Raw genomic sequence first — 25,867 nt, 5'->3', positions numbered from 1 at the left:
ACCTTGTTAGGGTTGGCGAACGACCTTTTCGGGACGACTTTCGTATCGATCTGTGACCGATAATGGGCATCGGGTCACAATCGCATGTTTCGCTTATCCGCACCGACAATGGCAGAGGGCTAACCCGCAGCGAAAAGGGCTGCGGTGCGTTGGACAGGAACGGCAGTCTCAGGACTTGCAGGGTTTGCCCTCGTACTCCCTCCGGTTCACTTCGTAGACCGACCCATTCCAGCGGACGACGGGAAAGCAGAAGCCCGGTCCGCCGACCTCGATGTCGGGCCACCCGTCGATGCCGCTCGTCTCCAGGAATTCCGGGATGCCCACGCGGTCGTCGAGTATGCGCCACGTTCCGTCCGCCGAAAGCGAAACCAGCGTGTATCCAAGGCCGCTCATTCCGAAGCAGTACGTCCCGCCTTCGGTGACGATGGCATCGGGAAGCCCGTCTGCATTGAAGTCGCCGCGACGGGCTATCTGGCCCGGTTCGTAGCTGGCAGTGCCGGGATCGCCGCAACGTCTCCACGCGCCATCCGCATACTGGAAGCCGGCGGCGGTGAATATGTCCTCGTCGGAAACCTTGGGAGCGAAGTCAGAGAGCGCTGCGCCGGGATTGTCCGCGGCAGCGTCGTCCTGCGCACAGGCCACCTGCGGCAGCAGGACCATCGCGAACATCATGTGCCGGAAGTGCATGCACGCATCCCCCTGTTCGAGACCCGTGCATCATATACTCCCGGCCGACCTGCCCGGCAATCGGCGCATCGCCATGCGTACGGGCGCCTGCGCGCGTGGCTACAGCACGTACTTCGAAAGGTCGGTATCCGCGACAAGGTCGCTCAGTTTCTCGCGAACGTAGCCCGCATCCACCGTCACGCTCTGGCCGCTCATTTCCTCGGCTTCGAAGCTCAGTTCCTCGAACAGCTTTTCCATCACCGTCTGCAGGCGGCGGGCGCCGATGTTTTCGACGCCTTCGTTCACCTGCGCGGCCAGCCTGGCGACTTCGGCCACGGCATCGTCGGTCATTTCCACATCCAGCTTCTCGGTCCCGAGCAGCGCGCGGTACTGGCTTACGAGGTTGGCCTTGGTCTCGGTGAGGATGCGGACGAAGTCTTCCTCGGTGAGGCTGCGCAGTTCCACGCGGATCGGCAGGCGGCCCTGCAGTTCGGGCAGCATGTCCGAGGGCTTGGCAACATGGAATGCGCCGCTGGCGATGAACAGCACGTGGTCGGTCTTCATCGGGCCGTACTTGGTGGCGACCGTGGTGCCTTCGATCAGCGGCAGCAGGTCGCGCTGCACGCCCTCGCGGCTGACCGAACCGCCGCGCACATCGGAGACGGCGATCTTGTCCACCTCGTCGAGAAAGACGATGCCGTTGGTCTCGGCATTCTGCAGCGCGACGCGGGCGACATCGTCCTGGTCCATGCGCTTCTCGGCTTCCTCGTCCACCAGCTTGTCCCAGGCGTCGGGCACTTTCAGCTTGCGCTTCTTCTTGTTCTGTCCGCCGAAGGCCTTGCCCATCATGTCGGACAGGTTGATCATGGTCGCGCCGCCGCCAAGGCCGGGGATGTCCATGTTCATGTTCGGCGCGTCGTCCACCTCAACCTCGACTTCGGTCTCGTTCATCGAGTTGTCGACGATCCGCTGGCGAAAGCTCTCGCGCGTGGCCTCGCTGGCACCGGGTCCGACCAGGGCATCGAGCAGGCGATTCATCGCCGCCTCGCTGGCGGCCTCGCGCACGGCTTCGCGGCGGCGATCCTTTTCCAGCCGGATTGCCTCCTCCACCAGGTCGCGAGCGATCTGCTCCACGTCGCGGCCGACGTAGCCGACCTCGGTGAACTTGGTCGCCTCCACCTTCACGAATGGCGCTTCGGCCAGCTTGGCGAGGCGGCGGCTGATCTCGGTCTTGCCGCAGCCGGTGGGGCCGATCATCAGGATGTTCTTGGGCGTCACCTCGTCGCGCAGCTCGGGCGCGAGGCGCTGTCGGCGCCAGCGGTTGCGCAGGGCCACGGCCACGGCGCGCTTGGCTTCCTTCTGCCCGATGATGTGCTCGTCGAGAGCGGCGACAATCGCCTTGGGGGTAAGATTTTCCATAAATTCCCGGGTATCTCGGCGCGTCAGACCGTTTCCACGGTGACGCTGCCGTTGGTGAAGACGCAGATGTCGGCGGCCACTTTCATGGCCTTGGTGGCGATGGTCTCGGCATCGTCCTCGTAGTCGGCGATCGCGCGGGCGGCGGCCAGGGCATAGTTGCCGCCCGATCCGATCGCGGTGATGCCGCCTTCGGGCTCCAGCACGTCGCCGTTGCCGGTAAGCACCAGCAGCGTGTCCTTGTCGGCCACGATCATCAGGGCTTCGAGGTTGCGCAGGTACTTGTCGGTGCGCCAGTCCTTGGCCAGTTCCACGCAGGCGCGCAGCAGCTGGCCGTTGTACTGTTCCAGCTTGCGTTCCAGCCGTTCGAACAGCGTGAAGGCATCGGCGGTCGCCCCGGCGAATCCCGCCACGACCTTGTCGCCCTCCCCAAGGCGGCGGACCTTGCGCGCGTTGGGTTTCATCACGGTATTGCCCATCGACACCTGGCCATCGCCCGCGATCACGGTCCTGTCACCGCGCTTCACGCCGATAATGGTGGTGCCGTGCCACTGTGTCAGGCCGTGGCTTGCCCTGTCATCGCTCATGCCCCGGCATATGGGCGGGAGGGTGCCCGGCTTCAAGCGAAGCCGGTACCGACGGTTGCGTCAGCCCGGAGGGCCGCCCGTTCCCACCGTGCCGATATTGCCGAACAGGTCTTCCAGGAAACCGCGCTCCCGGCCGAGGGTGGGCGTTTCCGCGCTGTCGGGATCGATGCGCGCAACCTGCTCCATGCCGCTGCGTTCGGTGGACACGACATTGCCGGCTTCGTCGAACTGCACCTTCAGAACCGAGTGCTGGTCGATCTTCGGCTGCCGGAATGGCGACTGCTCGGTCCGGCTGGAAATGTAATACCACACCGGATCGCCGAACTGGCTGACCAAGGTAGGCTGGCCCAGCGTGCCGCGCACCGATTCCCGGTTGTCCAGACCCGGCTGAACGGAGGCGATGAGCACATCGTCGTTGATGTAACCGCGGTGGTTGGTGATGGACGAGCAGCCCGCCAACACCATTCCCAGTGCCGCGAACGCGGTGCCCCGAACCAAAACCTTGGGCACATTCAAACCCATCATGTAATCCTTCTCGAAATCCGTGCCGGACGACGCCGCGCTTTGCGTGCCCGCGGCAGTGTTCCTATATGTCGCGGCAAGCCTTAGGACACGGCGCGCACCTGTGCAACGCAAGAGCGGCCATGCTGTCCGGGCTTTGAACCGCCGCTTAATGACGAGGCCCGCAGAACCCATGTCCTTCCTCACCCGTCTTCTCGGTATTGGCCGCGACCCGCGCGATGAGCTGCGCCCGCTGTGGCACGGTGTCGTCGCCACCAGCCGCGAGCCGGAATGGTATTCCGCTTGCCACGTGGAAGACACGGTGGAGGGGCGCTTCGACATGATCACCCTGGTCCTCTCGCTCGCGATTCTGCGGATGGAAGCCAGCGAGGAGCTGGCTCCGAAAACCGCCGCGCTGACCGAACTGTTCGTGGCCGACATGGACCGGCAGTTGCGCGACACGGGCGTGGGCGACCTGATGGTGGGCAAGAAGATGGGCAAGCTGATGAGCGCGCTGGGCGGCAGGATGGGCAGCATGCGAAAGGCGCTGGGCGAACCGGGAGACGAGGAACTGGCCGAGGTGCTGGATCGCAACATGCGCGTTGCGACCGACGGCCTGCCGCTGGCGCTTGCAGCGCGCACCCGGGCGCTCCACGCCGATCTTGCCGGGCAGAGCGATGCGGCCCTGCTGGAAGGAGTGCTGCGGCCATGAGCGACGCGCCCGAATTTTCCCGCCCCTTCGATATCCGCGGCATCACGGCAGACCCCGTGACGCTGGAAGCCGACGCGGACGAACGCGCCGCGCTGGCGCAGCGTTTCGGCCTGGTTGCAATCGCCAGGCTGGCGGCCACGCTCTCGCTGGAGGCGGACGGCGATGCCATTGCGGCGGAAGGCGTGCTCACCACTGAGTGGGTACAGCCCTGCGCCGTTTCCGGCGAGGACCTGCCGATGGCGATCGAGGAGCCGGTGGCCCTGCGCTTCGTCCCCGCCGCCACGCTGGAAGCCGCCGAGGAGGACGAGGAGATCGAACTGGACAAGGAAGACCTCGACGAGATCGGCTACGAGGGCACCACGCTCGATCTCGGCGAAGCGGTGGCGCAAAGCCTGGCGCTCGCCATCGATCCCTTTGCCACCGGCCCGGCTGCCGACGAGGCACGCCGCCGCCACGGTCTGGTGGAGGAAGGCGAGGCCGACGGCCCGCTGGCCGATGCGCTGAGAGGCCTGAAAGGCAGCTAGCCGCCGGTGTCGCAAGCGGATCCCAAATCGCTCGACATGCTGGTAAAGTCGTTAGTCGATAGCATCTTGCTGCCCAGGCCGGCCGGGCTAGTGGCGGCTCATGAAATGGCTCACACTGGCTCTGTTGCTGACATGCACGGCCCTACCCGCTCAGGCAGAAGAGTTGATCGTCGAGGGCGATCGCCTGTTCCTGCCTGCTTCCGTCGATGGTGTTCGGACGAGAGCGCTTCTCGATAGCGGGGCGGAAGTCACGGTCTTCAACAGCGCGTTCGCCGAAAGCATAGGGATCGGTGCAGGAGAAGAAGTAACCGCGAGGGGAACCGGCGCGGGCTCGACGACTGCCGAGCTGGTGGAAGGAATGTCGGTTATCGCTCTTGGGCGAGAGATCGCGCTGCCAGTTTCCGCCGTAATGGATCTTTCGGACATCGAGCGTCGGCTCGTTAAATCACCCGTTCCGATGATCATGGGGCGCGAACTGTTCGACGCCGGACGGGTCTTCCTCGACATAGAAGGCGGCTCGATTGCCTGGGCCCCCGAGTCAGCGGCGACCGAAGGCGCCGAGCTAGCGCTCACCGCGGCTCATGGCATCGAGACGATCCCGGTGACATTCGGCAACGAGACCACGGTTCCGGCGGACTTCGACCTGGGCAACGGGTCCGGCCTCCTGATCTCAGCCGATCTGGCGCAGCGGCTGCGGCTTGAACCGGTTGGTGTGGAGCCCGCGGGTGGCATCGGCGGAGCGACCGGGCGGCTGGTTGTCTATGTTCCCGAACTCACGTTCGCCGGGCAGACCTTCCTGAACGTCAGGGCGCACGTTTCCGAGGGAATGAATGTTCCGGCGAACGTCGGTGTCGCACTTCTGCGCAACTTCCTCATCACGACGGATTTTCCCAACCGACGGGTATGGCTCGAAGGCAGAAGATGAGATCCTCGTCCGGCTCGTCTTGCGAGAGGGCAGGAAGCGCACCGGCAACCTTCCGTCACGAATCCGACAAATAGTCATCGTCGTTGCAAATTCGGCGACGATCAGGCGAGCGGACATGTGGTTCCTGGAGGTCCGATTTATGCCCCGCTATCGACTGAAATTCTTCGCAAGCAAGACGGAAGACGATCAGACAATCGCGTTTGATGCCGAAGACATAAGTGCGGCTCTGATATTCGCCCATGAGCAAGCCTCGGACGGCTACGCCGAGCTTTGGCGCTACGACAGGAAACTCTGCACGATCGACCGCGCGCGGGCCAACCTGGAACTGTCCTGATTCGCTCGCTGACGGCAGGCTAATCTCGGAGACGGGCGATAGCGCCAAGGGCCGCTTGCGGACCGGAAGCAAACATGCGCTCCGCCGCGCGCTGCCACGCGCACGGTGTCAACTTCGTGTTAGATCGCAAACCCGCAAGGAACGGCCACTTCGCGCCGAAAGGCCATCGTCAACATCGTGACCGGTCGGCTCAGAACGGGATGTCGTCGTCCAGGTCGTCGTAGTTGGAGCCGCCGCCGGACGATCCGCCGCCCTGGTTGCCGCCGCCGAAGCCGCCTCCACCGCCGGCCGCACCGCCGCCAAAGCCGCCTCCACCGCCGCCGCGCTGGCCGCCGCCGAAGTTGCCGCCGCCACCGCCGCCGCCTTCACCGCGACCGTCGAGCATCACCAGCGTGCCGTTGAAACCGCGCAACACGATTTCGGTGGAGTAGCGGTCCTGCCCGTTCTGGTCCTGCCACTTGCGGGTCTGCAACTGGCCTTCGATGTAGACCTTGGAGCCCTTCTTCAGGTAGTTCTCGCACACGCGGACAAGGCCTTCGGAAAAGATCGCGACGGTGTGCCATTCGGTCTTTTCCTGCCGCTGGCCTTCCTTGTCCTTCCACGTCTCGCTGGTGGCGATGCGCAGGTTGCACACCTTGCCGCCGTTCTGGAAGCTGCGGACTTCCGGGTCCTGCCCGAGATTGCCGATCAGCATCACCTTGTTGAGACTACCCGCCATGAATCACATTCCTCTTTCGTTGCGGGCAATGGCTTATCGAAGGGGTAGGCGAGTCGCCACCCCCGGGGGCGCAGTTATCTCCACAACCGATCGGCTTTTCGGCGCCGGTGGGCGCTAAAGGCCCAGCGCCACCGCGCTCCAGTAGGTCAGCCCGGCGAAGACATAGGCAAGCCCGAACAGGTAGACGACCATGAAGGCCGGCCACTTCCACCCGTTCGTCTCGCGCTTGGCGACCGCAAGGGTGGAGATGCACTGCGGGGCGAACACGAACCAGGCGAGGAAGGCGAGCGCTGTCGGCAGGCTCCAGCCCGATTGCAGACGCGGGATCAGGCCCTGGGCCTCTTCCTCCTCGTCGGCGCCCTCCACGGCATAGGTTGTCGCCAGCGCGGAAACAGCCACCTCGCGCGCGGCCATGGCGGGGATCAGCGCCAGGCTGATCTCGCGATTGAAGCCGATGGGTTCCAGCACGACGTGCAGCCCGTCCGCCACCTGTCCGGCGATGCTGACGTCGACCTGGTTCTCGCCCGGCTCCGCCTGGGGGAAGCTTAGCAGGATCCACAGCGCGATGGTGGCGGCAAAGATGATGGTGCCCGCGCGCCGCAGAAAGACCCAGGCGCGCTGCCACAGGCCGATGAGCAGGTCGCGCACCGGCGGCATCTGGTAACGCGGCAATTCCATGATGAAGCCGCTCGCCCCGCCCTTGGTCGCCGTGCGGCGCAGCACCAGCGCCACCGCCATCGCCCCGATGATGCCGGCGATGTAGAGCGCGAACAGGACGAGGCCCTGAAGCCCGATGCCCGGTCCGACCGTGGTCGCGGGAATGAAAGCGGCGATGATCACGGCATAGACGGGCAACCGCGCCGAACAGGTCATCAGCGGCGCCACCAGGATGGTGGTCAGCCGGTCCTTGGGATCGGCGATCGCACGCGTCGCCATGATGCCGGGGATGGCGCAGGCGAAGCTGGACAGCAGCGGGATGAAGCTGCGGCCCGACAGGCCCACATAGGCCATCAGCCGGTCCATGATGAAGGCCGCGCGGGCCATGTAGCCCGATTGCTCCATCGCCAGGATGAAGGCGAACAGGATGACAATCTGCGGCAGAAAGACGACGACGCTGCCGACGCCGGTCAGCACGCCTTCGGTAATGAAATCGCGCACGAACCCCTCGGGAAGCACGCCTTCCACCACGCCGATCAGCGCGGTGATGCCGGCGTCCAGCGCATCGGCAAAGGGTGTGGCCCAGGCAAACACCGCCTGGAAGATCACGAACAGCAGTGCGAACAGGATCGGCGGGCCGAGCCAGGGATGCAGCAGCACCTTGTCGAGGCTGGCATGCAGGCGGTACTTGCCGCTTTCCGAAAGGATCGCGCCCTTGGCCATGTTGCGCGCGGCCAGCCGCCGTTCGGGCAGGGACTGTCCGGCAACCTCGTGCCGCTTCGAGAAGTCCTGGTCTTCCGCACTCGCCAATGCTTCGACCAGCGCATCGACGCCGCGCTTGCGCACGGCCACGGTGGACACCACCGGCACGCCGAGCGCAGCGGAAAGGGCGTCCGCATCCAGCACCAGCCCGTCGCGCTCCGCCATGTCGATCATGTTGAGCGCGATGACCGTCGGGCGGCCCAGCGCGATCAGTTCCTGCGCGAAGACCAGGTGCTGTTCGAGGTTGGCGGCATCCACCACCACCACCAGCACATCGGGCACCGCCTCGCCGGGAAACTCGCCCTGGATGACCTGCCGGGTCACTTCCTCGTCCGGGCTGGCTGCGTCGAGAGAATAGGAGCCGGGCAGGTCGATCAGTTCGACCGGCTCGCCCGACGGCAGGAACATGCGGCCCGCCTTGCGCTCCACGGTGACGCCGGGATAGTTGGCGATCTTCTGCCGAGCGCCGGTCAGCGCATTGAACAGGGCGCTTTTCCCGGCGTTGGGATTGCCGACGAGGGCTGCGGTGCGAAGCCTGCTCATACCAGTTTCACCGACATGGCGCGGGCGTGGACGCGGCGCACCGCGACCGTCATGCGCCCCACGATCAGGGCAATGGGATCGCGTCCGGCGAAGATGCCGCGATGGGCGATGGCAACGCGCGCGCCTTCGTCGATGCCGAGAGCGCGCAGGCGCTTGGCTTCGTCAGGGGCGAGCGCGCTCCAGTCTACGGCGATGATCTCGGCGCGGGTCAGCGGAGGCAGGGTGTCGAGGGTCGGATGTTCGTCCACGCCGTGCGGGTGCCACGGGCGGACGCTAATTGCAACTGCTTCGCATTAGGAAAATGCAGTCAGTTCTGCGGATAGCGCAATCGCCCGAGGAAACGGGCCACATCGAAATGCTCGCGATCCCTGCCGAGGAACTGCGCCTTGGCCTTCTCGAACTTCATCACGCCTTCGATGCGCCGGTCGAGGAATGCCGCGGTCTCCTGCTTGTCTTCGCTGTCATCGTCGACGAACACGGCCAGTGTCGCGCCGTAGATGGAGCCGAGGATCGCACGCTTGGTGTAGTGGTTGTAATCCGTCGCCGTATCGCCGGCCAGCCGCCACATCTTGTCCGCGCTGGACCATCCCTGCTTCAGCGCAGCGGGCACGTTCTGCGGCATCGCCTGGATTGCCATGGCCCGGCGCAGCGATTCTTCCAGCCCCTCGATCGCCTGCAGGCGGAACCACACCAGTGAACGGATTTTTTCGCGAATCGGCATGTTGTCGAGCCGTCCGTCAGCGAACTCGGCCTGCATCCGCGCGTCGACCGAGGCCACCCAGGCATCGATCATGTCCATCGCGCCGCCCTTGAAAGCCAGCCGCGCGACTGCCGGAGCGACGCCCTTCGCCTCCGCCGCGGAAACCAGCGCGGCATCGCTCCAGCCGTCGAACATCGCCGCCATGGCGATTTCGGGCGCCAGCGCGACACGCAGTTCGTCGAGCGTGAGATCGTTCAGGTCGCTTGTTGCCATCAGAATACCGGTCCGTAAGTTCGGGTCTCGCCGTCGCTCGCTTCTTCATTGCGCTCGATCGCGTTCATCACCCGCGCCGAAACGCCGGGCATGCCGGCATAGTCGCGCGCGGTGCGGCCGGCGTTGTCGGCGCGGTCGGGATCGGCGCCGGCCTTCACCAGCACTTCGATAAGCGGGATGTTGCGGGCGTGGACGGCCGCAATTAGCGGAGTCTCGCCTGTCTCGTTGGCGATATCAAGCCGCGCGCCTGCGTCCACCAGCGCCTGCACGCCCTCGACGAAACCGATCTGCGCCGCTGCGATCAGCGGGGTGCGGCCACGATTGTCGGCGATATTGGGATTGGCGCCTTCCTGCAGCAGGAACTTGGTCCAGGTCAGGTCGCGCCGCGCCACGGTAATGTGCAGTCCCGTTTCGCCCGAGCTGACATCGCGGGCATTCACCACGGTGGATCCCGGCGCATTCAGCATCTCGGTGGCGTCCTCACCCTCGCGGTTCTTCACCGCCTGGAGGAATTCGTACCCTTCGGAATAGAGCTGGGCCCCCGCCGGCATGGCCAGCCCAAGGGCGGCAAATCCGGCTGCCGCAAGGAATATCTTTCGAAAGGAGGCGCGAGCCACGTCCTTACTCCTGTCCAAAATTTGCGCAAAAGCCCCGTTGATCTGCGGGACTCTGCTTGCCTGTTGCGCGTTAGCAGAGCATGAACGCTTCGTCATGTCAGCACGCATTTCGGTCGCATCTTCCCTTGTGCTCGCCCTGGCCCTTGCCGCCTGCGACGGCGGTTCCGGCCAGCCCCCTGTCACGGACGCGCCGCTTTACGGCAGCGCGCTGACGGGCGAGTACGCGCTTGTCGATTCAAGCGGGCAACCTGTCAGCAGCAGCGATTTCGCCGGGAAATACCAGCTCGTCTATTTCGGCTATGCCTACTGCCCGGATGTCTGCCCGTTCGACGTGCAGCGCATGATGCGCGGCTACGATCGTTTTGCAGAGGAGAATCCGGGCCTCGCCGACGACGTGCAGCCGATCTTCATCACCATAGATCCTGCCCGCGACACGCCCGAGAAGGTCGGCGAATATACGCAGGCCTTTTCGGAAGACCTGATCGGCCTCACCGGATCGCCGGAGCAGATAGAGGCGGCAGCATCGGCCTTCTTCGCCCATTACGCCAAGACGGATCCGGATGCCGAGGCCGATTACCTGATGGACCATTCGCGCACCGGCTACCTAGTCGATCCGGAAGGCGAACCGATGGCGCTGATCCCCGTGGAGGAGTCGGCGGAGGCCGTGGCAGCGGAACTGGAAAAATGGGTGCGCTAAGGGATCGCTTCTGGGAGCTCGAGCTAGACGAGCTCACCCGCGCCGAGTGGGAAGCCCTTTGCGACGGCTGCGGCAAGTGCTGCCTGCACAAGCTGGAGGACGAGGAGACCGGCGAGATCGCCGAGACCAACGTCGCCTGCAAACTGCTCGACACCGGCACCGCGCAGTGCCGTGACTATCGCCATCGCAAGGCCTTCGTGCCCGATTGCCTGCGCCTGACCCCGCGTCTGGTGAAGCAGGTGCCGTGGCTGCCCGCCAGCTGCGCCTACGTGCGCCGCGCCGAGGGCAAGCCCCTGCCCGATTGGCACCACCTGTTCACCGGAAGCCGCGATGCGATGATCGAGGCGGGGGCCTGCGTTGCAGGCAGGTGCATCAGCGAGACCGTGGCCGGACCGCTGGAACATCACGTCGTCGAATGGGACGACGCGATGGAACGCGAGAGCGGGGACGCATGATCGACTGGTTGCGCGACGACCACCAGAATCCCGCCATCGAGGTTGGCGGACAAACCCTTCCCATCGCCATCCGTCGCCACGCCCGCGCCAAGCGGCTGACCATGCGACTGTCGCCCGACGGCAGCGAGGTTCGGATTACCCTGCCGACCTGGGGGCGCACCCTGGATGCCCTCGCTTTCGCGAAGGCGCGGGGCGAATGGATCGCCGCGCAGCTGGACAAGGTACCAGGGCGTCTCGCGATCGCCGACGGGGAACGGATCGCCTATCGCGGCGCTTCCGTGCGCCTCGCCTGGGACAGGGACGCCGGACGGAAACCCTGGGTCGATGGTGAAATCGTGCGGATCGGCGGCGCACTGGAAGGCCTGGAAGGCCGCGTACGGCGCTGGCTGGAGGCAGAGGCGCATCGCCTTTGCGCCGACGACCTTGCCTTCTATTGCGAGCGCGCCGGCCTGCCCTCACCGCAGCTGCGCCTCTCGCGCGCCCAGCGCCGCTGGGGCTCGTGCTCGGGCGACAACCGATCGGGCCGCTGCATCCGCATCAACTGGCGGCTGGTCATGGCCCCCGACGAGGTGCGCCGTTCGGTGGTGGCGCACGAGGTGGCGCATCTTGTCCATTTCGATCATTCGCCAGCCTTTCACGCGCTGCTGGGCGATCTGTTCGAGGGTCGGCTGGACAAGGCCGACAGCTGGCTCAAACGAGAGGGACGTTCGCTTTACGCCGCCTTCGGCTGACGCTTCTGCGTGACGCTGCCACTGGCGAAACCGGCTTCGCATCCCTATCCTATCCGCCATGAAGGGTTTTTTCCGCCGCGTTTCGCCGCGCCGTGCCATTACGGACTTTCACGACCAGTGGAAGCAGCCGACGCCGCATCGCTGGCAGATCATGGGCGTGGCCATAGCCGCGACCTTCTGCGTGTTCATGCTGTTCATCCCCGACAGCCAGCGCGCCCCGCCCGCGCGGCCTGACGTGATGTACATTTCGACACTGGATGAAAGCCGCAGCGAAGGGGAGATCATCGCCTCCAACTGCGCCAACCAGCAGCTGAAGGACGAATTGCAGGCCCGCATCGACGCCACTGAGGAGCGCAAGCGCGAGCTCTACAAGGCGCTGGGCCGCGCGACCTTCATCGATGTCGACGCGATCGAGGAGGAGATCGAGGCCGAGCGAGAGGCCGAAGCGACCGACGAGACGGGCCCCACGCCCGAGGAAGTCGCGCTTTCTGTAGAGGAATACTGCGCGCGTGCGACGGGCTGACCGTGCCTGCTGACGACGCCCGCTGGATGGCCGCCGCCGCCGCGCTGGCGGAACGCGCGCGGCCATTGGCCAGCCCCAATCCCGGTGTCGGTGCCATGATCGTGAAGCACGGCAAGGTCGTGGGTCGCGGCTGGACCATGCCCGGTGGCCGCCCCCATGCCGAAGCGGTGGCGCTGGAACAGGCCGGCGATGCTGCGCGCGGCGCCACGCTCTATGTCACGCTGGAACCCTGCGCGCATACCTCGCCCCGAGGCCCGGCATGCGCGGACCTGGCTGCCGAGGCCGGACTTGCCCGCATGGTCGTCGGGATGCGCGATCCCGATGCGCGCACGGCGGGACATGGCGTGGTCCGGATCGCGGACGCTGGCAGCGAAGTGGTGCTGCTCGACTGGCCACCCGCAAGGCTGGGGCTTTCGGGCCACGCCGCCGCGCTCGCGCACAACCGTCCGCATGTCACTCTAAAGCTCGCCATGTCGCTCGACGGCTGCATCGCCACGTCCACCGGGGAGAGCCAGTGGATCACGGGTGAAGCGGCGCGCGCCCACGGCCACCGCGAACGCGCGCGGGCCGACGCCATCCTCGTCGGCGGCGGCACGCTGCGCGCCGACAATCCTCGTCTCGACACACGCCTTCCCGGCCTTGAACACCGCTCGCCCCGGCGAGTGGCCCTTACGTCGGGCAATGTGCCCGACGGCTGGCGGGCGATCCGCTCACCCGAAGCGATCTCGTCGCTCGAGGACGTGCGCTACCTGCTGGTGGAAGGCGGCTCGCAGACCGCTTCCGCATTCCTGGAAGCGGGTTTTGTGGACCGCCTGCTGATCTTCCGCGCCCCGGTGCTGCTGGGCGGCGGCAAGCCCGCCATCGGCGAAATTGGCCATCCGACGCTGGAGGCCGCCTTCGCCGACGGGCTTGTGCTGATGGAACTGCGGGCGCTAGGCAGCGACACGCTCGAAATCTACCAGGCGGGCATTGGAAAGAGGGGCTGAATGTTCACCGGCATCGTCACCGCCATCGGCACGATCGAATCCATCGAGAAGCGCGGCGACCTGCGCGTGCGCATTTCCTGCCCGCTCGACCCCGCCGGGATCGACATCGGCGCGTCCATCGCCTGCTCGGGCGTCTGCCTGACCGTGGTGGATCGCGGTGGCACGGCGGGCGATGCGCATTTCCTCGTCGACGTCTCTGCCGAAACCACTTCGCGCACCGCCTCGGACATGTGGCGCGAGGGAGCACGCCTGAACCTGGAACCCTCGCTGCGGCTGGGCGACGAACTGGGCGGCCACATCGTTACAGGCCATGTCGATGCCGTCGGCCGCGTGGCAGACTGGCAGCCCGAAGGCGATTCGACCCGCCTCACGATCGCCGCCCCCGCCTCGCTCGCACCGTTCATCGCGCCCAAGGGTTCCATCACCGTGGACGGGGTTTCGCTTACCGTGAACTCGGTGAGCGACCGCAGCGACAAGTCGGTGCATTTCGGGCTCAATATCATCCCCCATACCGCCGACGTCACCACGCTGGGCGAGCTGCGGCAGGACGAGGAAGTGAACCTCGAGGTGGATACCATCGCGCGTTATCTGCACCGGATGCAGGCGCTGCGGGCAGGGTAGCGGCGCCTCCGGCGCGAAATCCTTCCATATCCTTGATCGCAAACCGCAATCGGCCGCGTCGATAGCGGTTCTCTGCGACGCAATTCCGTTCTAGGGTGCGCGTGCCGCGCGCCGAGAGAAATCCGGGAGGCCGGCGGCGCGATCTGGGGGCACTGAATGGAGCACATCATCGAATACGGCGCGTACATGCCCCACGGTATGTGCCTGCTCTGGCAGCCGTGGCTGGTCCTGCTCTGGGCCGGCTCGGACCTGCTGATCTTCCTGTCCTACACGGCGATACCGCTGGCGCTGATCTCGGTCCTGCGCCAGCGCGACGAGATGCCGCATCGCGGCCTGATCGCGCTCTTTGCCGCCTTCATCCTGCTGTGCGGCCTGACGCATCTCTTCGGCATCGTCACCCTGTGGTATCCGATCTATCCCATCGTCGGGTGGGTCAAGCTGGCGACCGGCCTTGTCTCGATGACCACCGCGATCGTCCTGTTTCGACTGGTGCCGACCCTGATCGCCTTGCCGTCCCCGAGGGCGCTGGAGGATGTGAACGCGCGGCTGAGGGAAGAAATCGCGGCCCACAAGGCCACCCTCGCCTCGCTCGAGAAGCAGGTCGAGGAGCGGACCCGCGAACTCAAGTCCGCCAATCAGATGCTGGCCGTGCAGACACGGGAAGCCGTTCACCGGAGCGGCAATCTGCTGGCGGTGGTTTCCTCGCTGGCCAACCAGTCTGCCCGGGGGAAGGATAGGACCGAGGATTTCCTCGCCACCTTCCTCGGGCGGATCAGGGCCCTGGCGGATGCGACAAGAGCGATCAGCCGCGACGAGCGGGCTTCGACCGGACTGAGGCGCGTAGTCGAAAACCGGCTTGCGCCGCTGATCGAGATGTATGGCGAGCGGGTTTCCTGCGAAGGGCCGGACCTGAAAGTGAATTCCGAGGCGGCCCAGCAACTGAGCCTCGCCCTGCATGAACTGGCAACCAACACGCAGAAATACGGTCTTGCCGTCTCGCAGGACACCCGCGTCGAGGTTCTCTGGTCGGCAGACGACGAGGGCTTCGAACTGGTATGGCGAGAAGACGCGCTGTCCATCGCGCAGGGCCAGCCGGCGCAGGAAGAAGGATTCGGCACGAAGCTGCTGACCCGGGTCATCCCGACGATGCTGAAAGGCGAAGCAAGCCGCGAGCTTGGCGAGAATCGCCTGATCTATAGGCTGACCGCACCCATCGAAGCGGTAGCGGCGAGCGAGGATTCGAGCGAGACGCGCGCCCTTGCTGCCCGTATCGTCGATGAAAGCTTCGGCCTCGACCAGGAAAGAACCTGACGACGCACCCCGCTGCATGCCGGTGCGCTACAACATTTCCTTCGCAGCGATCCCTGCCGCTACGTCGCGCCCATGCCGAGGGTTCCTGCTCACAAGCGCGGTAGCCGCCCTGATCACCGGGACCGGCGGCTCAGGAAAGCGTCGGCTCAGCCGGTTAAATCCGCAAGCGCGGCAACGAAGGCGTCAATGTTGCCCATGGTCAGGCCGGCCACGTTGATGCGGCCCGATCCGGCCATGTAGACGCCGTGATCCTCGCGCAGCTGCTGCACCTGTTCCTTTGTCACGGGCAGCATGGCGAACATGCCTTTCTGTCGGCCGAGCGGGGTCAGGTCGATGCCGCCGGCATTGCTGGATGCGGCTAGCTTCGCGCGCACCGCGCCGATGCGCTGGCGCATTTCTTCCACCTCGGCCAGCCATTCGGCGGTCATGTCCTCGTCCTCAAGGATCATCCGCACGGCGGCCCCGCCGTGGTCGGGCGGCATGGACCAGTTGGCGCGGGCCAGTGCCGCCCCGTTGGACATAATACGGCCCGTGTCCTCCGCATTCGCACCCATGGCGAACAGCGCGCCCACCCGGTCGCGATAGAGGCCGAAATTCTTGTCGCAGCTGTAGGCCACCAGCGCTTCCGGAACCGCGGCGAGTACCGCGCGAAGGCCGTAGGCGTCGGCATCCATCCCGTCGCCTAGGCCCTGGTAGGCAAGATCGATGATCGGCAGCACGCCGGTCTCGGCTAGAAGCGCGGCAATCTCGTCCCACTCGGCATCGGTGTAGTCGACGCCGGTCGGGTTGTGGCACGCCCCGTGCAGCAGCACGGCATGGTCCTTGCCGGCCTTGCCGATTGCTTCGCGCAGCGCGGCCATGTCGGCAGAGCCATCGTTCGTCGCGTGGTTGAAGGTCTCTGTCGCCATACCGCAGTCGGCCAGGATCTGCGCGTGGTTGGGCCAGCTGGGCACACCCATCCAGATCGTTTCGACCCCGGCCTTCTTCGCCAGGGCGACGGCCAGACGCACCGCGCCGGTTCCGCCAGGTGTCTGCATGCCCTCGATGCGGCCATCACGGTCGCCGGTCTCGCCAAACACGTGAGGAACCAGTCCGCGAACGAAGCCCATGTCGCCTTCGGGGCCGAGGTAGGCCTTGGTGCCTTGCTCTTCCACCAGCCGCTTTTCCGCGCTCTTGATCGCGCGGAACACGGGAGTGCCGCCATCGGCGGTGCGGTATACACCCACGCCAAGGTCGATCTTGGTGGGGCGGGGATCAGCCTCGTAGAGCTTGATCAGCGCAAGCAAGGCGTCGGGCGGTTGTTGGTCAAGTCTGTCGAGCATGGCGGCTCCATGCCGCCACGCCGCCGCCTCTGCAAGAAACTTTGCGTGCTAGAAGGGCAACCAGCGCTGATTGCGCGAGAAGCGCATGTAGCCCGCGTTCACGCCCAGCCGCAGCCCGGCCCCCACGCGGATGGGGATCAGCACCACGTCGCCCTTGCGCACGTAGCTGGCGTTGAAGCCGCCCACCAGATAGGCCTGGCCCTCGCCCGCCGGGAAGCGTTCGTAGAGTTCGTCCGTGTCGTGTAGGTTGTAGACCAGCACGAAGGTGTTGCCGGCATTGGCACCGGCATCCAGACCGATCGACGGTCCGGTCCAGTAGACCGGCATGTTGCCTTCCACCTTGTGGTGCAGCGTGCCCGAGCCGTAGCGCACGCCGACAACGAAAGCGCCGCCCGCCTCGCGGCCGACGATGTAGCCGTTGGGTTCGCCCTGCTCGGAAAGGATATCCTGGATCAACCGGGCGAGGCCTTCGGCGCCGCGACCGAACAGACCTTCGGCAGCGCCGATCAGGTCGTCCTCGGCATAGGTCGGCTGCGCCTGCGCGGTGGCAGCCGTCTGCGTGGCGGGCGCAGCCTGCGTCGCGGTGGTCGCCGCAGGGCCGGCTACCGGCGCGGCGGCGCTGGCCGGGGCGTCGCGAGAGGGATCGACAGGAGGCAGTTCGCCCGTCGGGCCGCTGTCGTACCGGTCGCCCGGTTCGCCGGCATCGTAAGTGCCTTCGAAGCCAGGCTCGGCAGAGCTGCGCGAGGGCGGATCGACCAGGTCGCCGTCGATCATGGTGTCCGGGTCGACGGTCTCGATCTGCTGCGCGGCGGCGGGAAGCGAAAGCGCGGCCAGCGCGGACAGCGCGGCGGCGGCAATGGCCTTTCGGATCGGGCGCATGGGAATTCTCCTTGTGCCGCCGCCTTGATGGCAAGCGGTCCTATTCACCGTCAGTTTGAGTCCCCGGCGGCTGAAGCGGCAATGAATAGGCGGCGAATCGAATCCAAATCGCGACGAAACGAATCGCTGGCGCGGGGTTCATTTCCCTTTCGCGGCAATGCGATTGCGCCCTTGAAGCGCCCGCCGCCCGTCGTTATAGCGCGCATCTTGCCGCTGGGTCCGGAGACGTGGGTGAGTGGCTGAAACCAGTTCCCTGCTAAGGAACCATACCCCTATCGGGGTATCGAGGGTTCGAATCCCTCCGTCTCCGCCACCGGCTTCTTCTCCATCACCTTTGGCGTGCAGGCCTACATCACGGTAATGTCGGTAATCTGTCCGGACAGCGGGACCGTGCCTGCGGGCGCGCGTGCGGTGATGCCCAGCCACACGTATTCGCAGTCCAGCTCCTGGTCCACGCGCATCATCGTGGGCGACGGACCCAGCGTGTCGGACCAGCGGCCTTCTCCTTGCGCGCATTGCAGCGTCAGCCTGACATGGCTGGCCGAACGCACGTCCAGCGTGTGCGATACCTGGAACACCGTGGTCGTTTCAGGCAGGCGGATCAGCCTGCGGGCCAGCAGTCCGCCGTTTCCACTGCGCACCGTCAGGCCGAGCGCGTTCCCATCCGAATCGACGCGGGCGAAGCGCCCGGCCCGGTCGTAAACGTCCCAGTGGAACGGCGAGTAGACGTTGCCCCAGCCCAGCGAGCCCGACACCGGAGGCAGGCTCTCCTCACCCAGGATGCGGGCGTATAGCTGTGCTGCGGTATCGTAGCTTCGCACGCGGGCAAGAGCGCGCAGGATCGAGCGATCGGCCTCGTAGCCGACCTGCGTATCGCGCGGCAGGGCTAGCCTGATAGCCGCCAGGTTGTCGGCCAGTTCGTCCTGCACCGCGGCCTCGACGAGGAAATCCTCGGCCCATTGCGGCTCGGTCGCCAGAAGATCGACGAAGGCCGGCACCAGCCCGTCATTTGAAAGCTGCTCGATCAGCAACGGGATCATCGCCTCCTTCTGCGAAGGATAGATCAGCAGCGTGCGGTTGAGCGTCTCGAGCAGTTCGTCGACCTGCCGGGTCTCGGCATAGGTCATCATGGCGGCGGAATTCAGCACACGGCCCCGCCGGGACAGGGCAAGCGCCCCCTCCATGATTTCGGCCTGCCGGTCCGGGTCCGGGCTGGCTAGGGCCAGGATCGCGAGCGCCTCGGTCGAAAGAAGGCTCCTGTCCAGTGCGCGGCTGGCCGCCCCGCGGGCAGCGGAGACATCGATGGTAAGCGCACCCGTGTCGGCCGAAACCAGCGAAGCGGCCTCGCGTTCACTGGCCTCGGCTGCCAAGGGCGAAAGCCGCGCCGCAAGCGCCGGCTCCCTGGATGCCAGGGCGTTGGACAGGGCCTGGCTACCGGCGAGAATGGCCAGCAGCGCCGCAACTGCGATGATAACGATGTTTCGCATCAGGCTTTCCCGGCGCCGCTGCGGTCAAGGCTTCGGCCCAGGATCAGGCCTCGCTCGGTTCGTAACTGTAGCCGTAGCCGTACTTGCCGCCGTAACCGTACTCGTCATTGCGCTGATCGACCTTGGTGACGAGAGCGCCGAGAATATCGATCCCCGGCTGACGCAGTCGCGCAAGGGCGTTGCGGATGGCGTAGATCGACGTTTCGTTGGCCTGCATCACGAAGATGACCGATCCGGCGACGTGGCCGATTTCCACCGCGTCGGCGAGGCCGAGCACGGGCGGGCTGTCGATAATCACGAAATCGTATTGCTTCTCCAGCTGCCGAACGAGCTGCTTCAGCGTGCCGCGTGCGATCAGATCGCCGGAATCGCTGGGCAGGGAACCGCTGGGAATGAAATCGACCCCGTGGCCGTCGAGGTGAACGATGTTGGGTTCGCTCACCGCGCCCGACAGCAGTTCGCTGAGGCCGTTGGTCTTGGCGGTGATGCCGAGCAGGCGCGACAGGCCCGCGCGGCGCATGTCGAGATCCAGCAGGACCACGCGCTTGCCGACCCGCTGCAGGCTGCGCGCCAGCGCCAGCGAGGAAATGGTCTTGCCCTCGGCCGGACGGGTGCTGGTCAGCATCACCGATTTGCGCCCGTCGTCGGGAAGCAGACCGAGCATGCTGGTGCGGCTTGATGCATAGGCCTCGGTGATCTGCGACTTGGGATCGACGAGGCCCTGCATCATGTCCTCGCCCTCGTTGGCAGGGATTGCCCCTATCACCGGCAAGCCGAGCTGCTGACGGATCTGCGCGATATGACGCAGGCTGCGATCGAAGAAGTCCGACAGGTAGACAATGGCCATGGACAGCACCAACGCGACGATCAGCGCGACCAGCAGATTGCGGACTAGCGATGGCCCGCTCGGCTGCGCGGGCGGCGTTGCCCGTTCGATCAGCGTCATGTTGTTGGTGCCCGCCTCGCCCACGCCGAGTTCGGTGTAGCGCTGCAGAAGGGCGTCGTAGAGTTCGCGGTTGGTATCCACCTCGCGGCGCAGGATGCCGTATTCGGTACCGAGGTTCTGCTCGGCGAGGTAACGGCCGCGCGCGGCTTCGAACCTTTCGCGCAGTTCGGATTCCTCGCGCAGAGCCCGCTCGTAGGCGGCCTGGCGCGCCGAACTCATGACCCCGCCTTCGCTGCTGATCGAACGGTCGAGCGATTCGATTTCCGCCTCCAGCGCCATAACGCGCGGATTCTGAGGGCCAAGCGAGGTGCGCAGGTTGGCCAGCTGGGCCTCGGCCTCGGCCCGGCGTGAACGAAGAGCTGCCGCGCTGTCGACCTCGGCATTGCCGCGTTCTGCTTCCAGCGCGCTACGCGCCTCGATCCGCCGAAGCGACGCATCGATCAGCGCCTGGTTGAGAGCCGAAAGCTGCGAGGTGGACAGCGTTTCCTGTCCGGTCTGCTGCTGCCCCGTCTCGGTGGCCGGGGAATTGAGGACGACGATTTCGTTCTCGGTCGAATAGGACGCCAGCTCGGCTTCCGATTCTTCCAGGGCAACGCGCAGTTCCGCCAGCTGGTTTTCCAGTCGCTCGCGCGCGAGCTGGGTGTCGCCGAAACGCTTGTCGTAGTTGGCGGCCAGGAACTGTTCCGCCCAGGAGTTGGCGATGCGGGCGGAAAGATCGGGTGACGAGGTCGTCGCCACGATATCGACGAGCTGCGAATTCTCGATGGGAACGATCGTCACGGCGTTCTGAACCATGTTGGCCAGAGTACGCGGCGAAACGTCGCTTTCCTCTACGCCGAAAGCCTCGCGAAAATAGGGATCCTGCGCGAGGTTCTCGTCCTCAACCACGCGCTCTGCAAGAAAGCGCGATCCGAGGAGCTCGTACTGGGTTTCGTAATACTGCCGGTCGCGGATCTGCATGTCGAAGCTCAGGTCTTCGGTGCCCGCCGAACCCACGTCGATGCGGCTGATCTCGATCCGCGAACTGGCGTTGTACTGGGGGCTCTGCAGCAGCGTTACCGCGATGCCGAGAAGGATCGTGGCGGCCACCACGAAGAGCAGCACGTATTTCAGTTCTTTCGCACGCTGCCACAGCCGCTGAATCAGCAGCTGCAGCGCGTCGTCCATTTGTTGCACACCGGCGTCGGCCCCGTTGCGGACCACGCTCATGTCATTCTGGAATTGCATTCTATTCCTGGGTTAGTTGCCTACGCGATCGATCAGCACGAGGCTGGATGTAACCGCCGGCAGGATTTGCAGGATACGTTCGAGGCGGCGCTCGCCTGGGCTGTCGCCCACCATCACGATGTCACCTTCGTAAAGAACGGGATCGGGCAGATTGCCGCGCATGATGGCTTCGAGGTTGTAGAGGCCGATATAGCGTTCGCCGCTTACCTCGCGGAAGATCAGAACGTCGTCCTCCTTGGCGTAATCGCCAAGGCCGCCGGCGGTGTTGATCGCGCGCATCAGGGTGTAGGACGTGTTCATCAGGTAGTTGCCGGGCGCGTTCACCTGGCCGCCCACGGAAACCGACGGCGGAGCCGCATTGACCGGGTTCACCGTGACGCTGGGGTCCAGCACGTATTCGCCCGAAAGCCGGCTGGCGATCACCGCCGCCAGCTGCGTGGGCGAGAGACCGAGAGCGGCGACTTCGCCGATCAGCGGGAAATCGAGCATACCGCTCTCGTCGATCACGTAGGTGCCGCTCAGCGTGTCGTCCTGCGCGACCGTCACCTCGATGATGCCCATGGGCGAGAATCGCGGCGTCGTGGATGCCGGTGCGGGAAGCTCGGTCAGCGAAGTGACAGCGATATCCGAGGATGAACCATAGCTGCGATCCGTCGAGGCACAGGCAGCCAGCGCCAGCGATGCGAGCAGGAGCGTGGTGCCCCTCATGATGTTCTTTCCGGTCAAGACGTACGCACTCCTTGTTTCATCCCGGTCCCTACCCGCGCATTCGGCGGGGAGGAACCCCCTAGTTGTACCTACCGCGCCCCGCGGCCCGTTTCCATCGCCGGCCGAGGCCCGGCGACGGGGGAAGATTCCCCGCGCTTTGCTTCGGCAGGCCTGCCCAGCAGCGCGAGGGAGCTGATAAACCACACACCGACGACCTGGAAAAGGGGCGTCCGCAGGGGATAGTCGAAATAGCTCGCTATCGCGAGAATTGCGAATCCTGCAACCGCGAAAACCAGGTGATCCCTGCCCACACCGCCCAGCCGACGCACCTGCAGCGCGAACCAGCCCAGGAACACGGCCAGCAACATCGCACCCGGCAGGCCGCCTTCGATTATCCATTGAAACCAGTCGTTGTGGGCCATGTTGAGATATTGCGGGCTGAGCAGGTCGGCCGTCTCATGGATGCGATAGACATCCTCGAATGTGCCGAAACCGCTGCCCACGGGAAAATATCGCCCCATCATCTCGATCAGGACAGGCACGACCCGGAAGCGAAGGTCCTCCAGCGGGTTCGTGCCCACGATACGCTGGAAGGCGGTCAGCCTGTCCGCCAGCAGGAATACCGCGACCAGCCCCGCGGCAAAGGCAAGAATGACGGCGACAGGCAGGAACCGCATCGGGCCTGCGGGCTGTGCCGCCATGCGCTTGCCCGAACCGGCCTGCGAGCGGCCGCCGTGGATCAGCACCGCCGTGGCCGCCAGCGCGATACCGGCCGTCAGTAGACCGCTGCGCGACCCGTTGACGAGGATCGTGAGGAAGATCGTGCCGTAAATGCTCCACAAGAGGATATCGGCACCGGGCAGCCGTTCACGCTCCTTGCGGGTGACCATGAAGGCAATGATCAGCATCGCGAGCGCCGCGAACACTGCCGATTGATTGCGGTTGGCGAATATGCCGACCGTCATGCCGGTGTTGGTGATCGAATAGAAATAGCCCGCCTCCGCATAGCCGCTGGCCACCTGGAAAATGGCGAGAAGGGCGTTGGCCAGCGCAAGAACCACGATGGCGCAGAGCAGCAGGAAGACGGACCTGCGCCCCAGCGCGGCCATGACGAGCAGGGCGGCGAGCGGCATGCCGATGGCCGAAAGGGCATTGAGGGTTCGCGAGGGCACCATCGAAACCGGTCGCGCACCCTGGCTGCCGATCGCATCGGCCACGTCTGCCAGCGGCTGTCGGCCCGGAAGCGACGTCCACAGCCCCTCACCCAGCGGCACCAGTTGCAACAGTGTGATGAGGAACAGCGCCGCGAGCATGCCCAGCGGCCAGCGCAGTGCGTGCAATCGTCTGCCGCTGGCGACGACAAGCGCCACGCCTGCCACCAGCCAGGCGATCGGCTGCATCAGCACGTTCTGCATCACGTCGTACCGCGAACTGCCGCCGAACAGCATGGCCGACAGCAAGAGAGTGGCTAGCAGGGCCAGTTCAGTCTTGCCGAACCGGGACAGGCTGTTGCCCCAGGTCAGTTCGCCCCGTCTATCGCGCACCCGCAAAGCCCCCAGCTGGAATCGTTCGGTGCCGCCCGTGCTTAGAGAAAGCGCAAACGACCGCAAGCCCTCGAAATCGTTAACCCCGCTGGCGGCGTTTGCTGAGGCAGAGATGAATCCTTGCGCAGGCATGGACCGAGGCCTAACCGGCCCGGCGGAGGACCCGTGGGCCGAAGCTCTGTCATCATTCCTGCCTTCAACAGCGAAGCCAGCCTGGGCGTCTCCATCGAGAGCGCCCTGTCGCAAACCGCGACGCCCTGCGAAGTAATCGTCGTCGACGACGGCTCAACCGATGGCACGGCCGGCGTGATCGAGGCATTCGGCGACAAGGTGGTTCACCTGACGCAGGCAAATGCCGGCCAAGGCGCGGCGCGCAACGCGGGAATGCAGGTCGCGCAGGGCGAATTCATCGCGCTGCTCGACGCCGACGACTACTGGCAGCCCGAATTCCTCGAGCGGATGGAGGACTTTCTCGATCACCATCCGCAAGCCATCGCCGCCAGCTGCGGTTTTCGCATCGAACGGGCGAAGGGTGACTATGTCGGTCCGGCCAACCTGACCCGGCTGCAGCGCGAGCATCCCGGCGGACTGGTGCTGGACAACTTCTTCGACTTCTGGGCCGAATACGATCACGTGCGCACCGGCACCGTGCTTTTCCGCCGCTCCGCCATCGACGAGATCGGCCTGCAGAACCCGGCCCTGCGCATCAGCCAGGATCTGGAATACTGGGCCCTGCTGGCAACGGCTGGCGGGTGGGGCGTGCTGCCCGAAGTGCTCTGGATCGGCACCTCGGAAACGGCGGCGAGGAAGACCGGCTGGCGGAAGAAATATGCGGCGCGGCGCAAGCTCGCGCCCACCATCGCGGCATGGGAACGCAGGATATTGCCGCGACTGGACGCGGAGCAGCAAGCGGGGTTTCGCCGCGTGCGCGGCCGCGTGGCAGCCGGCCTGATGAGCGCCCATGCACTCGGGGGCAGCAGGGCCGAGGCGCAGCATTTGCTGGAAACCTACGGCAAGGACATGCCACACGGCAAAAGCACCCGCATCCTTGCAGGCGCCAACCGACTGGGCCTTCCGGCCTGGTACCTTGCGACGCAGGCCCTGCGGCTTGTCGACCGCTGGAAATGAATGGAGGGTACGATCGGATGATAAGCGCAGCTGGCACGGAACTGTTGAGGAATCTGAAGGATCGGCAGGCGACCGTGGGCGTGATCGGCATGGGATATGTCGGTCTGCCGCTGGCATTGGCCGTGCTCGATGCGGGCTACACCGTGATCGGTTTCGACGTCGATACCCGCAAGCCCGAGGCGCTTTCGAACGGCGAAAGCTATTTCAAGCATATCCCCAGCGCGCAGATCGCCAGGGCCAACGCCAGCGGCAAGTTCAGCGCGACGACCGATTTCGCCCGGCTTGCCGATGTCGACGTGGTCGCCATCTGCGTTCCGACCCCGCTCGACCATCACAACGAGCCCGACCTGTCCTTCGTCAGAAACACAACGCGGACGATTGCCGAAACCCTGCATCCCGGCCAGCTGGTGGTGCTGGAATCCACCACCTACCCGGGCACGACCGACGAGGTGCTCAAGCCCATCCTCGAGGATACCGGCCTTACTTGCGGGGAGGATTTCTTCCTCGCCTTCTCGCCCGAGCGCGAAGACCCCGGCAACCCGATGTTCGGCACGACTTCGATACCCAAGGTGGTCGGCGCCGACGACGCGGTGGCGCGCGAAGCGGCGGCGACCTTCTACGCTTCCTTCATCGGCCAGGTGGTTCCGGTATCCAACACCCGCGCGGCCGAGGCCACAAAGCTTACCGAGAACATCTTTCGCTCCGTCAACATCGCCCTCGTGAACGAGCTGAAGCACATCTACGAGGCCATGGGCGTGGACATCTGGGAAGTGATCGAGGCGGCCAAGACCAAGCCGTTCGGCTTCATGCCCTTCTATCCCGGCCCCGGCCTTGGGGGGCACTGCATCCCAATCGATCCTTTCTACCTGACGTGGAAGGCGCGCGAATATGCCGTGCCCACGCGGTTCATCGAACTTGCGGGGCAAATCAATTCCTCGATGCCTTCGCGCGTGGTCGAGAAACTGGCGCTCGCGGTGGACCAGCGGCTGAAGAAAGGCCTCAACGGAACGCGGGTGCTGGTGCTGGGCGCTGCCTACAAGAAGAACGTCGACGACATGCGCGAAAGCCCGGCGCTGGAAATCATGGAACTGCTGCAGCATCGCAAGGCCGACATCTCCTATTTCGATCCATTCGTGCCGGAAATTCCCAGTACCCGCGAACACCCTTCGCTGGCGGGAATGAAGAGCGTGACCTGGCAGGACGACCTGGCCGCGCAGTACGATGCCATCGTGCTGGTCACCGACCACGACGATTTCGACTATCACGCCATCCTGCGTGCAGCGCCGCTGGTGGTGGATACGCGCAACGCGTTCCGCAAGGCGGGTGCGTATGGCGACAATCTGGTCATGGCCTGACCTTCGAAACGA

28 protein-coding genes and 1 tRNA gene are annotated in these 25,867 nt (G+C 65.4%); 14 read left to right on the top strand and 15 right to left on the bottom strand.

The annotated features are described in order from the left end of the window. Positions 1-168: 168 nt before the first annotated feature. The 4 genes from AAA989_RS09525 to AAA989_RS09510 all read right to left on the bottom strand — a co-directional run bounded on the left by AAA989_RS09525 (position 169) and on the right by AAA989_RS09510 (position 3,194). The gene (locus AAA989_RS09525) at positions 169-687 is read right to left on the bottom strand and encodes a hypothetical protein (protein ID WP_338242985.1); all 519 of its coding nucleotides are present in this window, start codon (positions 685-687) and stop codon (positions 169-171) included. Between the two features lie 99 nt (positions 688-786). After that, entirely contained in the window at positions 787-2,085 is a 1,299-nt protein-coding gene (gene hslU / locus AAA989_RS09520) for an ATP-dependent protease ATPase subunit HslU (RefSeq protein ID WP_338242983.1), read from the bottom strand. A gap of 23 nt (positions 2,086-2,108) precedes the next feature. Then, positions 2,109-2,669 (bottom strand): ATP-dependent protease subunit HslV, encoded by a 561-nt coding sequence (hslV, locus tag AAA989_RS09515; protein ID WP_338242981.1) that lies wholly within the window; start codon positions 2,667-2,669, stop codon positions 2,109-2,111. Positions 2,670-2,729: 60 nt separating this feature from the next. After that, positions 2,730-3,194 carry an outer membrane protein assembly factor BamE gene (locus AAA989_RS09510; protein WP_338242979.1) on the bottom strand — a complete coding sequence of 155 codons (465 nt, stop codon included), beginning with the start codon at positions 3,192-3,194 and terminating at the stop codon, positions 2,730-2,732. 169 nt (positions 3,195-3,363) lie between these two features. Between AAA989_RS09510 and AAA989_RS09505 the strand changes: the two genes are divergently transcribed. From AAA989_RS09505 to AAA989_RS09490, 4 genes are all read left to right on the top strand, one after another. Beyond that, positions 3,364-3,882, top strand: coding sequence for a ubiquinol-cytochrome C chaperone family protein (locus AAA989_RS09505; protein WP_338242977.1), 519 nt, complete (start codon positions 3,364-3,366; stop codon positions 3,880-3,882). Then, positions 3,879-4,406 (top strand): YceD family protein, encoded by a 528-nt coding sequence (locus tag AAA989_RS09500; protein WP_338242975.1) that lies wholly within the window; start codon positions 3,879-3,881, stop codon positions 4,404-4,406. The genes AAA989_RS09505 and AAA989_RS09500 overlap by 4 nt, the downstream gene beginning before the upstream one ends. 100 nt (positions 4,407-4,506) lie before the next feature. Further along, positions 4,507-5,331 carry a pepsin/retropepsin-like aspartic protease family protein gene (locus tag AAA989_RS09495; protein ID WP_338242973.1) on the top strand — a complete coding sequence of 275 codons (825 nt, stop codon included), beginning with the start codon at positions 4,507-4,509 and terminating at the stop codon, positions 5,329-5,331. 115 nt (positions 5,332-5,446) lie between these two features. Next, on the top strand, positions 5,447-5,665 hold the full coding sequence (locus tag AAA989_RS09490; RefSeq protein ID WP_338242971.1) for a hypothetical protein: 219 nt from the start codon (positions 5,447-5,449) through the stop codon (positions 5,663-5,665). A gap of 190 nt (positions 5,666-5,855) precedes the next feature. On the opposite strand, the gene ssb is transcribed toward AAA989_RS09490, so the two are convergent. From ssb to AAA989_RS09465, 5 genes are all read right to left on the bottom strand, one after another. Beyond that, positions 5,856-6,383, bottom strand: a complete 528-nt coding sequence (ssb, locus tag AAA989_RS09485) for a single-stranded DNA-binding protein (protein WP_338242969.1) — start codon at positions 6,381-6,383, stop codon at positions 5,856-5,858. Between the two features lie 114 nt (positions 6,384-6,497). Next, positions 6,498-8,345: a ferrous iron transporter B gene (feoB, locus tag AAA989_RS09480; RefSeq protein WP_338242967.1), complete on the bottom strand. Its 1,848-nt coding sequence runs from the start codon at positions 8,343-8,345 to the stop codon at positions 6,498-6,500. Continuing rightward, positions 8,342-8,593 (bottom strand): FeoA family protein, encoded by a 252-nt coding sequence (locus tag AAA989_RS09475; RefSeq protein WP_338242966.1) that lies wholly within the window; start codon positions 8,591-8,593, stop codon positions 8,342-8,344. Before AAA989_RS09475 ends, feoB begins: the two co-directional genes overlap by 4 nt. A gap of 59 nt (positions 8,594-8,652) precedes the next feature. Beyond that, positions 8,653-9,318 (bottom strand): COQ9 family protein, encoded by a 666-nt coding sequence (locus AAA989_RS09470; protein WP_338242963.1) that lies wholly within the window; start codon positions 9,316-9,318, stop codon positions 8,653-8,655. Continuing rightward, positions 9,318-9,935: an ankyrin repeat domain-containing protein gene (locus AAA989_RS09465; protein WP_338242961.1), complete on the bottom strand. Its 618-nt coding sequence runs from the start codon at positions 9,933-9,935 to the stop codon at positions 9,318-9,320. The genes AAA989_RS09470 and AAA989_RS09465 overlap by 1 nt, the downstream gene beginning before the upstream one ends. A gap of 94 nt (positions 9,936-10,029) precedes the next feature. On the opposite strand from AAA989_RS09465, the gene AAA989_RS09460 reads away from it, so the two are divergent. From AAA989_RS09460 to AAA989_RS09430, 7 genes are all read left to right on the top strand, one after another. Then, a complete protein-coding gene (locus AAA989_RS09460) occupies positions 10,030-10,632 on the top strand; it encodes an SCO family protein (protein WP_338242959.1) in 603 nt (200 codons plus the stop codon). After that, positions 10,620-11,087: a YcgN family cysteine cluster protein gene (locus AAA989_RS09455; protein WP_338242957.1), complete on the top strand. Its 468-nt coding sequence runs from the start codon at positions 10,620-10,622 to the stop codon at positions 11,085-11,087. Before AAA989_RS09460 ends, AAA989_RS09455 begins: the two co-directional genes overlap by 13 nt. Further along, positions 11,084-11,818: a M48 family metallopeptidase gene (locus AAA989_RS09450; RefSeq protein ID WP_338242955.1), complete on the top strand. Its 735-nt coding sequence runs from the start codon at positions 11,084-11,086 to the stop codon at positions 11,816-11,818. Before AAA989_RS09455 ends, AAA989_RS09450 begins: the two co-directional genes overlap by 4 nt. 58 nt (positions 11,819-11,876) lie before the next feature. Further along, positions 11,877-12,341 (top strand): hypothetical protein, encoded by a 465-nt coding sequence (locus AAA989_RS09445; RefSeq protein ID WP_338242953.1) that lies wholly within the window; start codon positions 11,877-11,879, stop codon positions 12,339-12,341. A 26-nt stretch (positions 12,342-12,367) separates the two neighbouring features. Beyond that, positions 12,368-13,327, top strand: coding sequence for a bifunctional diaminohydroxyphosphoribosylaminopyrimidine deaminase/5-amino-6-(5-phosphoribosylamino)uracil reductase RibD (gene ribD, locus AAA989_RS09440; RefSeq protein WP_434781452.1), 960 nt, complete (start codon positions 12,368-12,370; stop codon positions 13,325-13,327). Beyond that, positions 13,328-13,948 (top strand): riboflavin synthase, encoded by a 621-nt coding sequence (locus tag AAA989_RS09435; protein ID WP_338242951.1) that lies wholly within the window; start codon positions 13,328-13,330, stop codon positions 13,946-13,948. It abuts the gene before it with no gap. 156 nt (positions 13,949-14,104) lie between these two features. After that, on the top strand, positions 14,105-15,259 hold the full coding sequence (locus AAA989_RS09430; protein WP_338242949.1) for a sensor histidine kinase: 1,155 nt from the start codon (positions 14,105-14,107) through the stop codon (positions 15,257-15,259). Positions 15,260-15,405: 146 nt separating this feature from the next. Here AAA989_RS09430 and AAA989_RS09425 read toward each other — a convergent pair whose 3' ends face one another. Together AAA989_RS09425 and AAA989_RS09420 are read right to left on the bottom strand one after the other, a co-directional pair. Then, positions 15,406-16,581, bottom strand: a complete 1,176-nt coding sequence (locus AAA989_RS09425) for an amino acid aminotransferase (protein ID WP_338242947.1) — start codon at positions 16,579-16,581, stop codon at positions 15,406-15,408. A 48-nt stretch (positions 16,582-16,629) separates the two neighbouring features. Continuing rightward, on the bottom strand, positions 16,630-17,460 hold the full coding sequence (locus AAA989_RS09420) for a DUF1134 domain-containing protein (RefSeq protein WP_338242945.1): 831 nt from the start codon (positions 17,458-17,460) through the stop codon (positions 16,630-16,632). Positions 17,461-17,681: 221 nt separating this feature from the next. Here AAA989_RS09420 and AAA989_RS09415 point away from each other — a divergent pair. Then, positions 17,682-17,773, top strand: a tRNA-Ser gene (locus tag AAA989_RS09415). Between the two features lie 34 nt (positions 17,774-17,807). Here the strand turns inward: AAA989_RS09415 and AAA989_RS09410 are convergent. From AAA989_RS09410 to AAA989_RS09395, 4 genes are all read right to left on the bottom strand, one after another. Further along, a complete protein-coding gene (locus AAA989_RS09410; RefSeq protein WP_338242943.1) occupies positions 17,808-18,947 on the bottom strand; it encodes a hypothetical protein in 1,140 nt (379 codons plus the stop codon). Positions 18,948-18,990: 43 nt separating this feature from the next. Continuing rightward, entirely contained in the window at positions 18,991-21,120 is a 2,130-nt protein-coding gene (locus AAA989_RS09405; RefSeq protein WP_338242942.1) for a GumC family protein, read from the bottom strand. 12 nt (positions 21,121-21,132) lie between these two features. After that, positions 21,133-21,846 (bottom strand): polysaccharide biosynthesis/export family protein, encoded by a 714-nt coding sequence (locus tag AAA989_RS09400; RefSeq protein ID WP_338242940.1) that lies wholly within the window; start codon positions 21,844-21,846, stop codon positions 21,133-21,135. A 71-nt stretch (positions 21,847-21,917) separates the two neighbouring features. Further along, the gene (locus tag AAA989_RS09395; RefSeq protein ID WP_338242938.1) at positions 21,918-23,372 is read right to left on the bottom strand and encodes an O-antigen ligase family protein; all 1,455 of its coding nucleotides are present in this window, start codon (positions 23,370-23,372) and stop codon (positions 21,918-21,920) included. 165 nt (positions 23,373-23,537) lie between these two features. Here AAA989_RS09395 and AAA989_RS09390 point away from each other — a divergent pair, with 165 nt between their 5' ends. Continuing rightward, on the top strand, positions 23,538-24,500 hold the full coding sequence (locus AAA989_RS09390) for a glycosyltransferase family 2 protein (RefSeq protein ID WP_338242936.1): 963 nt from the start codon (positions 23,538-23,540) through the stop codon (positions 24,498-24,500). 17 nt (positions 24,501-24,517) lie between these two features. After that, positions 24,518-25,855, top strand: a complete 1,338-nt coding sequence (locus AAA989_RS09385; RefSeq protein ID WP_338242934.1) for a nucleotide sugar dehydrogenase — start codon at positions 24,518-24,520, stop codon at positions 25,853-25,855. Positions 25,856-25,867 lie beyond the last annotated feature (12 nt).

Source organism: Aurantiacibacter hainanensis (assembly GCF_036321025.1).
Classification (GTDB): Bacteria; Pseudomonadota; Alphaproteobacteria; order Sphingomonadales; family Sphingomonadaceae; genus Alteraurantiacibacter; species Alteraurantiacibacter hainanensis.
Note: the sequence above shows the minus strand (reverse complement) of the source record. Positions and strands in the feature narration are given on the sequence as shown.

Excerpts from the sequence above, each read along its gene's own strand:
- AAA989_RS09525 (WP_338242985.1), bottom strand. The coding sequence starts at position 687 with ATGCACTTCCGGCACATGATGTTCGCGATGGTCCTGCTGCCGCAGGTG.
- hslU (WP_338242983.1), bottom strand. The coding sequence starts at position 2,085 with ATGGAAAATCTTACCCCCAAGGCGATTGTCGCCGCTCTCGACGAGCAC.
- hslV (WP_338242981.1), bottom strand. The coding sequence starts at position 2,669 with ATGAGCGATGACAGGGCAAGCCACGGCCTGACACAGTGGCACGGCACC.
- AAA989_RS09510 (WP_338242979.1), bottom strand. The coding sequence starts at position 3,194 with ATGATGGGTTTGAATGTGCCCAAGGTTTTGGTTCGGGGCACCGCGTTC.
- AAA989_RS09505 (WP_338242977.1), top strand. The coding sequence starts at position 3,364 with ATGTCCTTCCTCACCCGTCTTCTCGGTATTGGCCGCGACCCGCGCGAT.
- AAA989_RS09500 (WP_338242975.1), top strand. The coding sequence starts at position 3,879 with ATGAGCGACGCGCCCGAATTTTCCCGCCCCTTCGATATCCGCGGCATC.
- AAA989_RS09495 (WP_338242973.1), top strand. The coding sequence starts at position 4,507 with ATGAAATGGCTCACACTGGCTCTGTTGCTGACATGCACGGCCCTACCC.
- AAA989_RS09490 (WP_338242971.1), top strand. The coding sequence starts at position 5,447 with ATGTGGTTCCTGGAGGTCCGATTTATGCCCCGCTATCGACTGAAATTC.
- ssb (WP_338242969.1), bottom strand. The coding sequence starts at position 6,383 with ATGGCGGGTAGTCTCAACAAGGTGATGCTGATCGGCAATCTCGGGCAG.
- feoB (WP_338242967.1), bottom strand. The coding sequence starts at position 8,345 with ATGAGCAGGCTTCGCACCGCAGCCCTCGTCGGCAATCCCAACGCCGGG.
- AAA989_RS09470 (WP_338242963.1), bottom strand. The coding sequence starts at position 9,318 with ATGGCAACAAGCGACCTGAACGATCTCACGCTCGACGAACTGCGTGTC.
- AAA989_RS09460 (WP_338242959.1), top strand. The coding sequence starts at position 10,030 with ATGTCAGCACGCATTTCGGTCGCATCTTCCCTTGTGCTCGCCCTGGCC.
- AAA989_RS09455 (WP_338242957.1), top strand. The coding sequence starts at position 10,620 with ATGGGTGCGCTAAGGGATCGCTTCTGGGAGCTCGAGCTAGACGAGCTC.
- AAA989_RS09450 (WP_338242955.1), top strand. The coding sequence starts at position 11,084 with ATGATCGACTGGTTGCGCGACGACCACCAGAATCCCGCCATCGAGGTT.
- AAA989_RS09445 (WP_338242953.1), top strand. The coding sequence starts at position 11,877 with ATGAAGGGTTTTTTCCGCCGCGTTTCGCCGCGCCGTGCCATTACGGAC.
- ribD (WP_434781452.1), top strand. The coding sequence starts at position 12,368 with ATGGCCGCCGCCGCCGCGCTGGCGGAACGCGCGCGGCCATTGGCCAGC.
- AAA989_RS09435 (WP_338242951.1), top strand. The coding sequence starts at position 13,328 with ATGTTCACCGGCATCGTCACCGCCATCGGCACGATCGAATCCATCGAG.
- AAA989_RS09430 (WP_338242949.1), top strand. The coding sequence starts at position 14,105 with ATGGAGCACATCATCGAATACGGCGCGTACATGCCCCACGGTATGTGC.
- AAA989_RS09425 (WP_338242947.1), bottom strand. The coding sequence starts at position 16,581 with ATGCTCGACAGACTTGACCAACAACCGCCCGACGCCTTGCTTGCGCTG.
- AAA989_RS09420 (WP_338242945.1), bottom strand. The coding sequence starts at position 17,460 with ATGCGCCCGATCCGAAAGGCCATTGCCGCCGCCGCGCTGTCCGCGCTG.
- AAA989_RS09410 (WP_338242943.1), bottom strand. The coding sequence starts at position 18,947 with ATGCGAAACATCGTTATCATCGCAGTTGCGGCGCTGCTGGCCATTCTC.
- AAA989_RS09405 (WP_338242942.1), bottom strand. The coding sequence starts at position 21,120 with ATGCAATTCCAGAATGACATGAGCGTGGTCCGCAACGGGGCCGACGCC.
- AAA989_RS09385 (WP_338242934.1), top strand. The coding sequence starts at position 24,518 with ATGATAAGCGCAGCTGGCACGGAACTGTTGAGGAATCTGAAGGATCGG.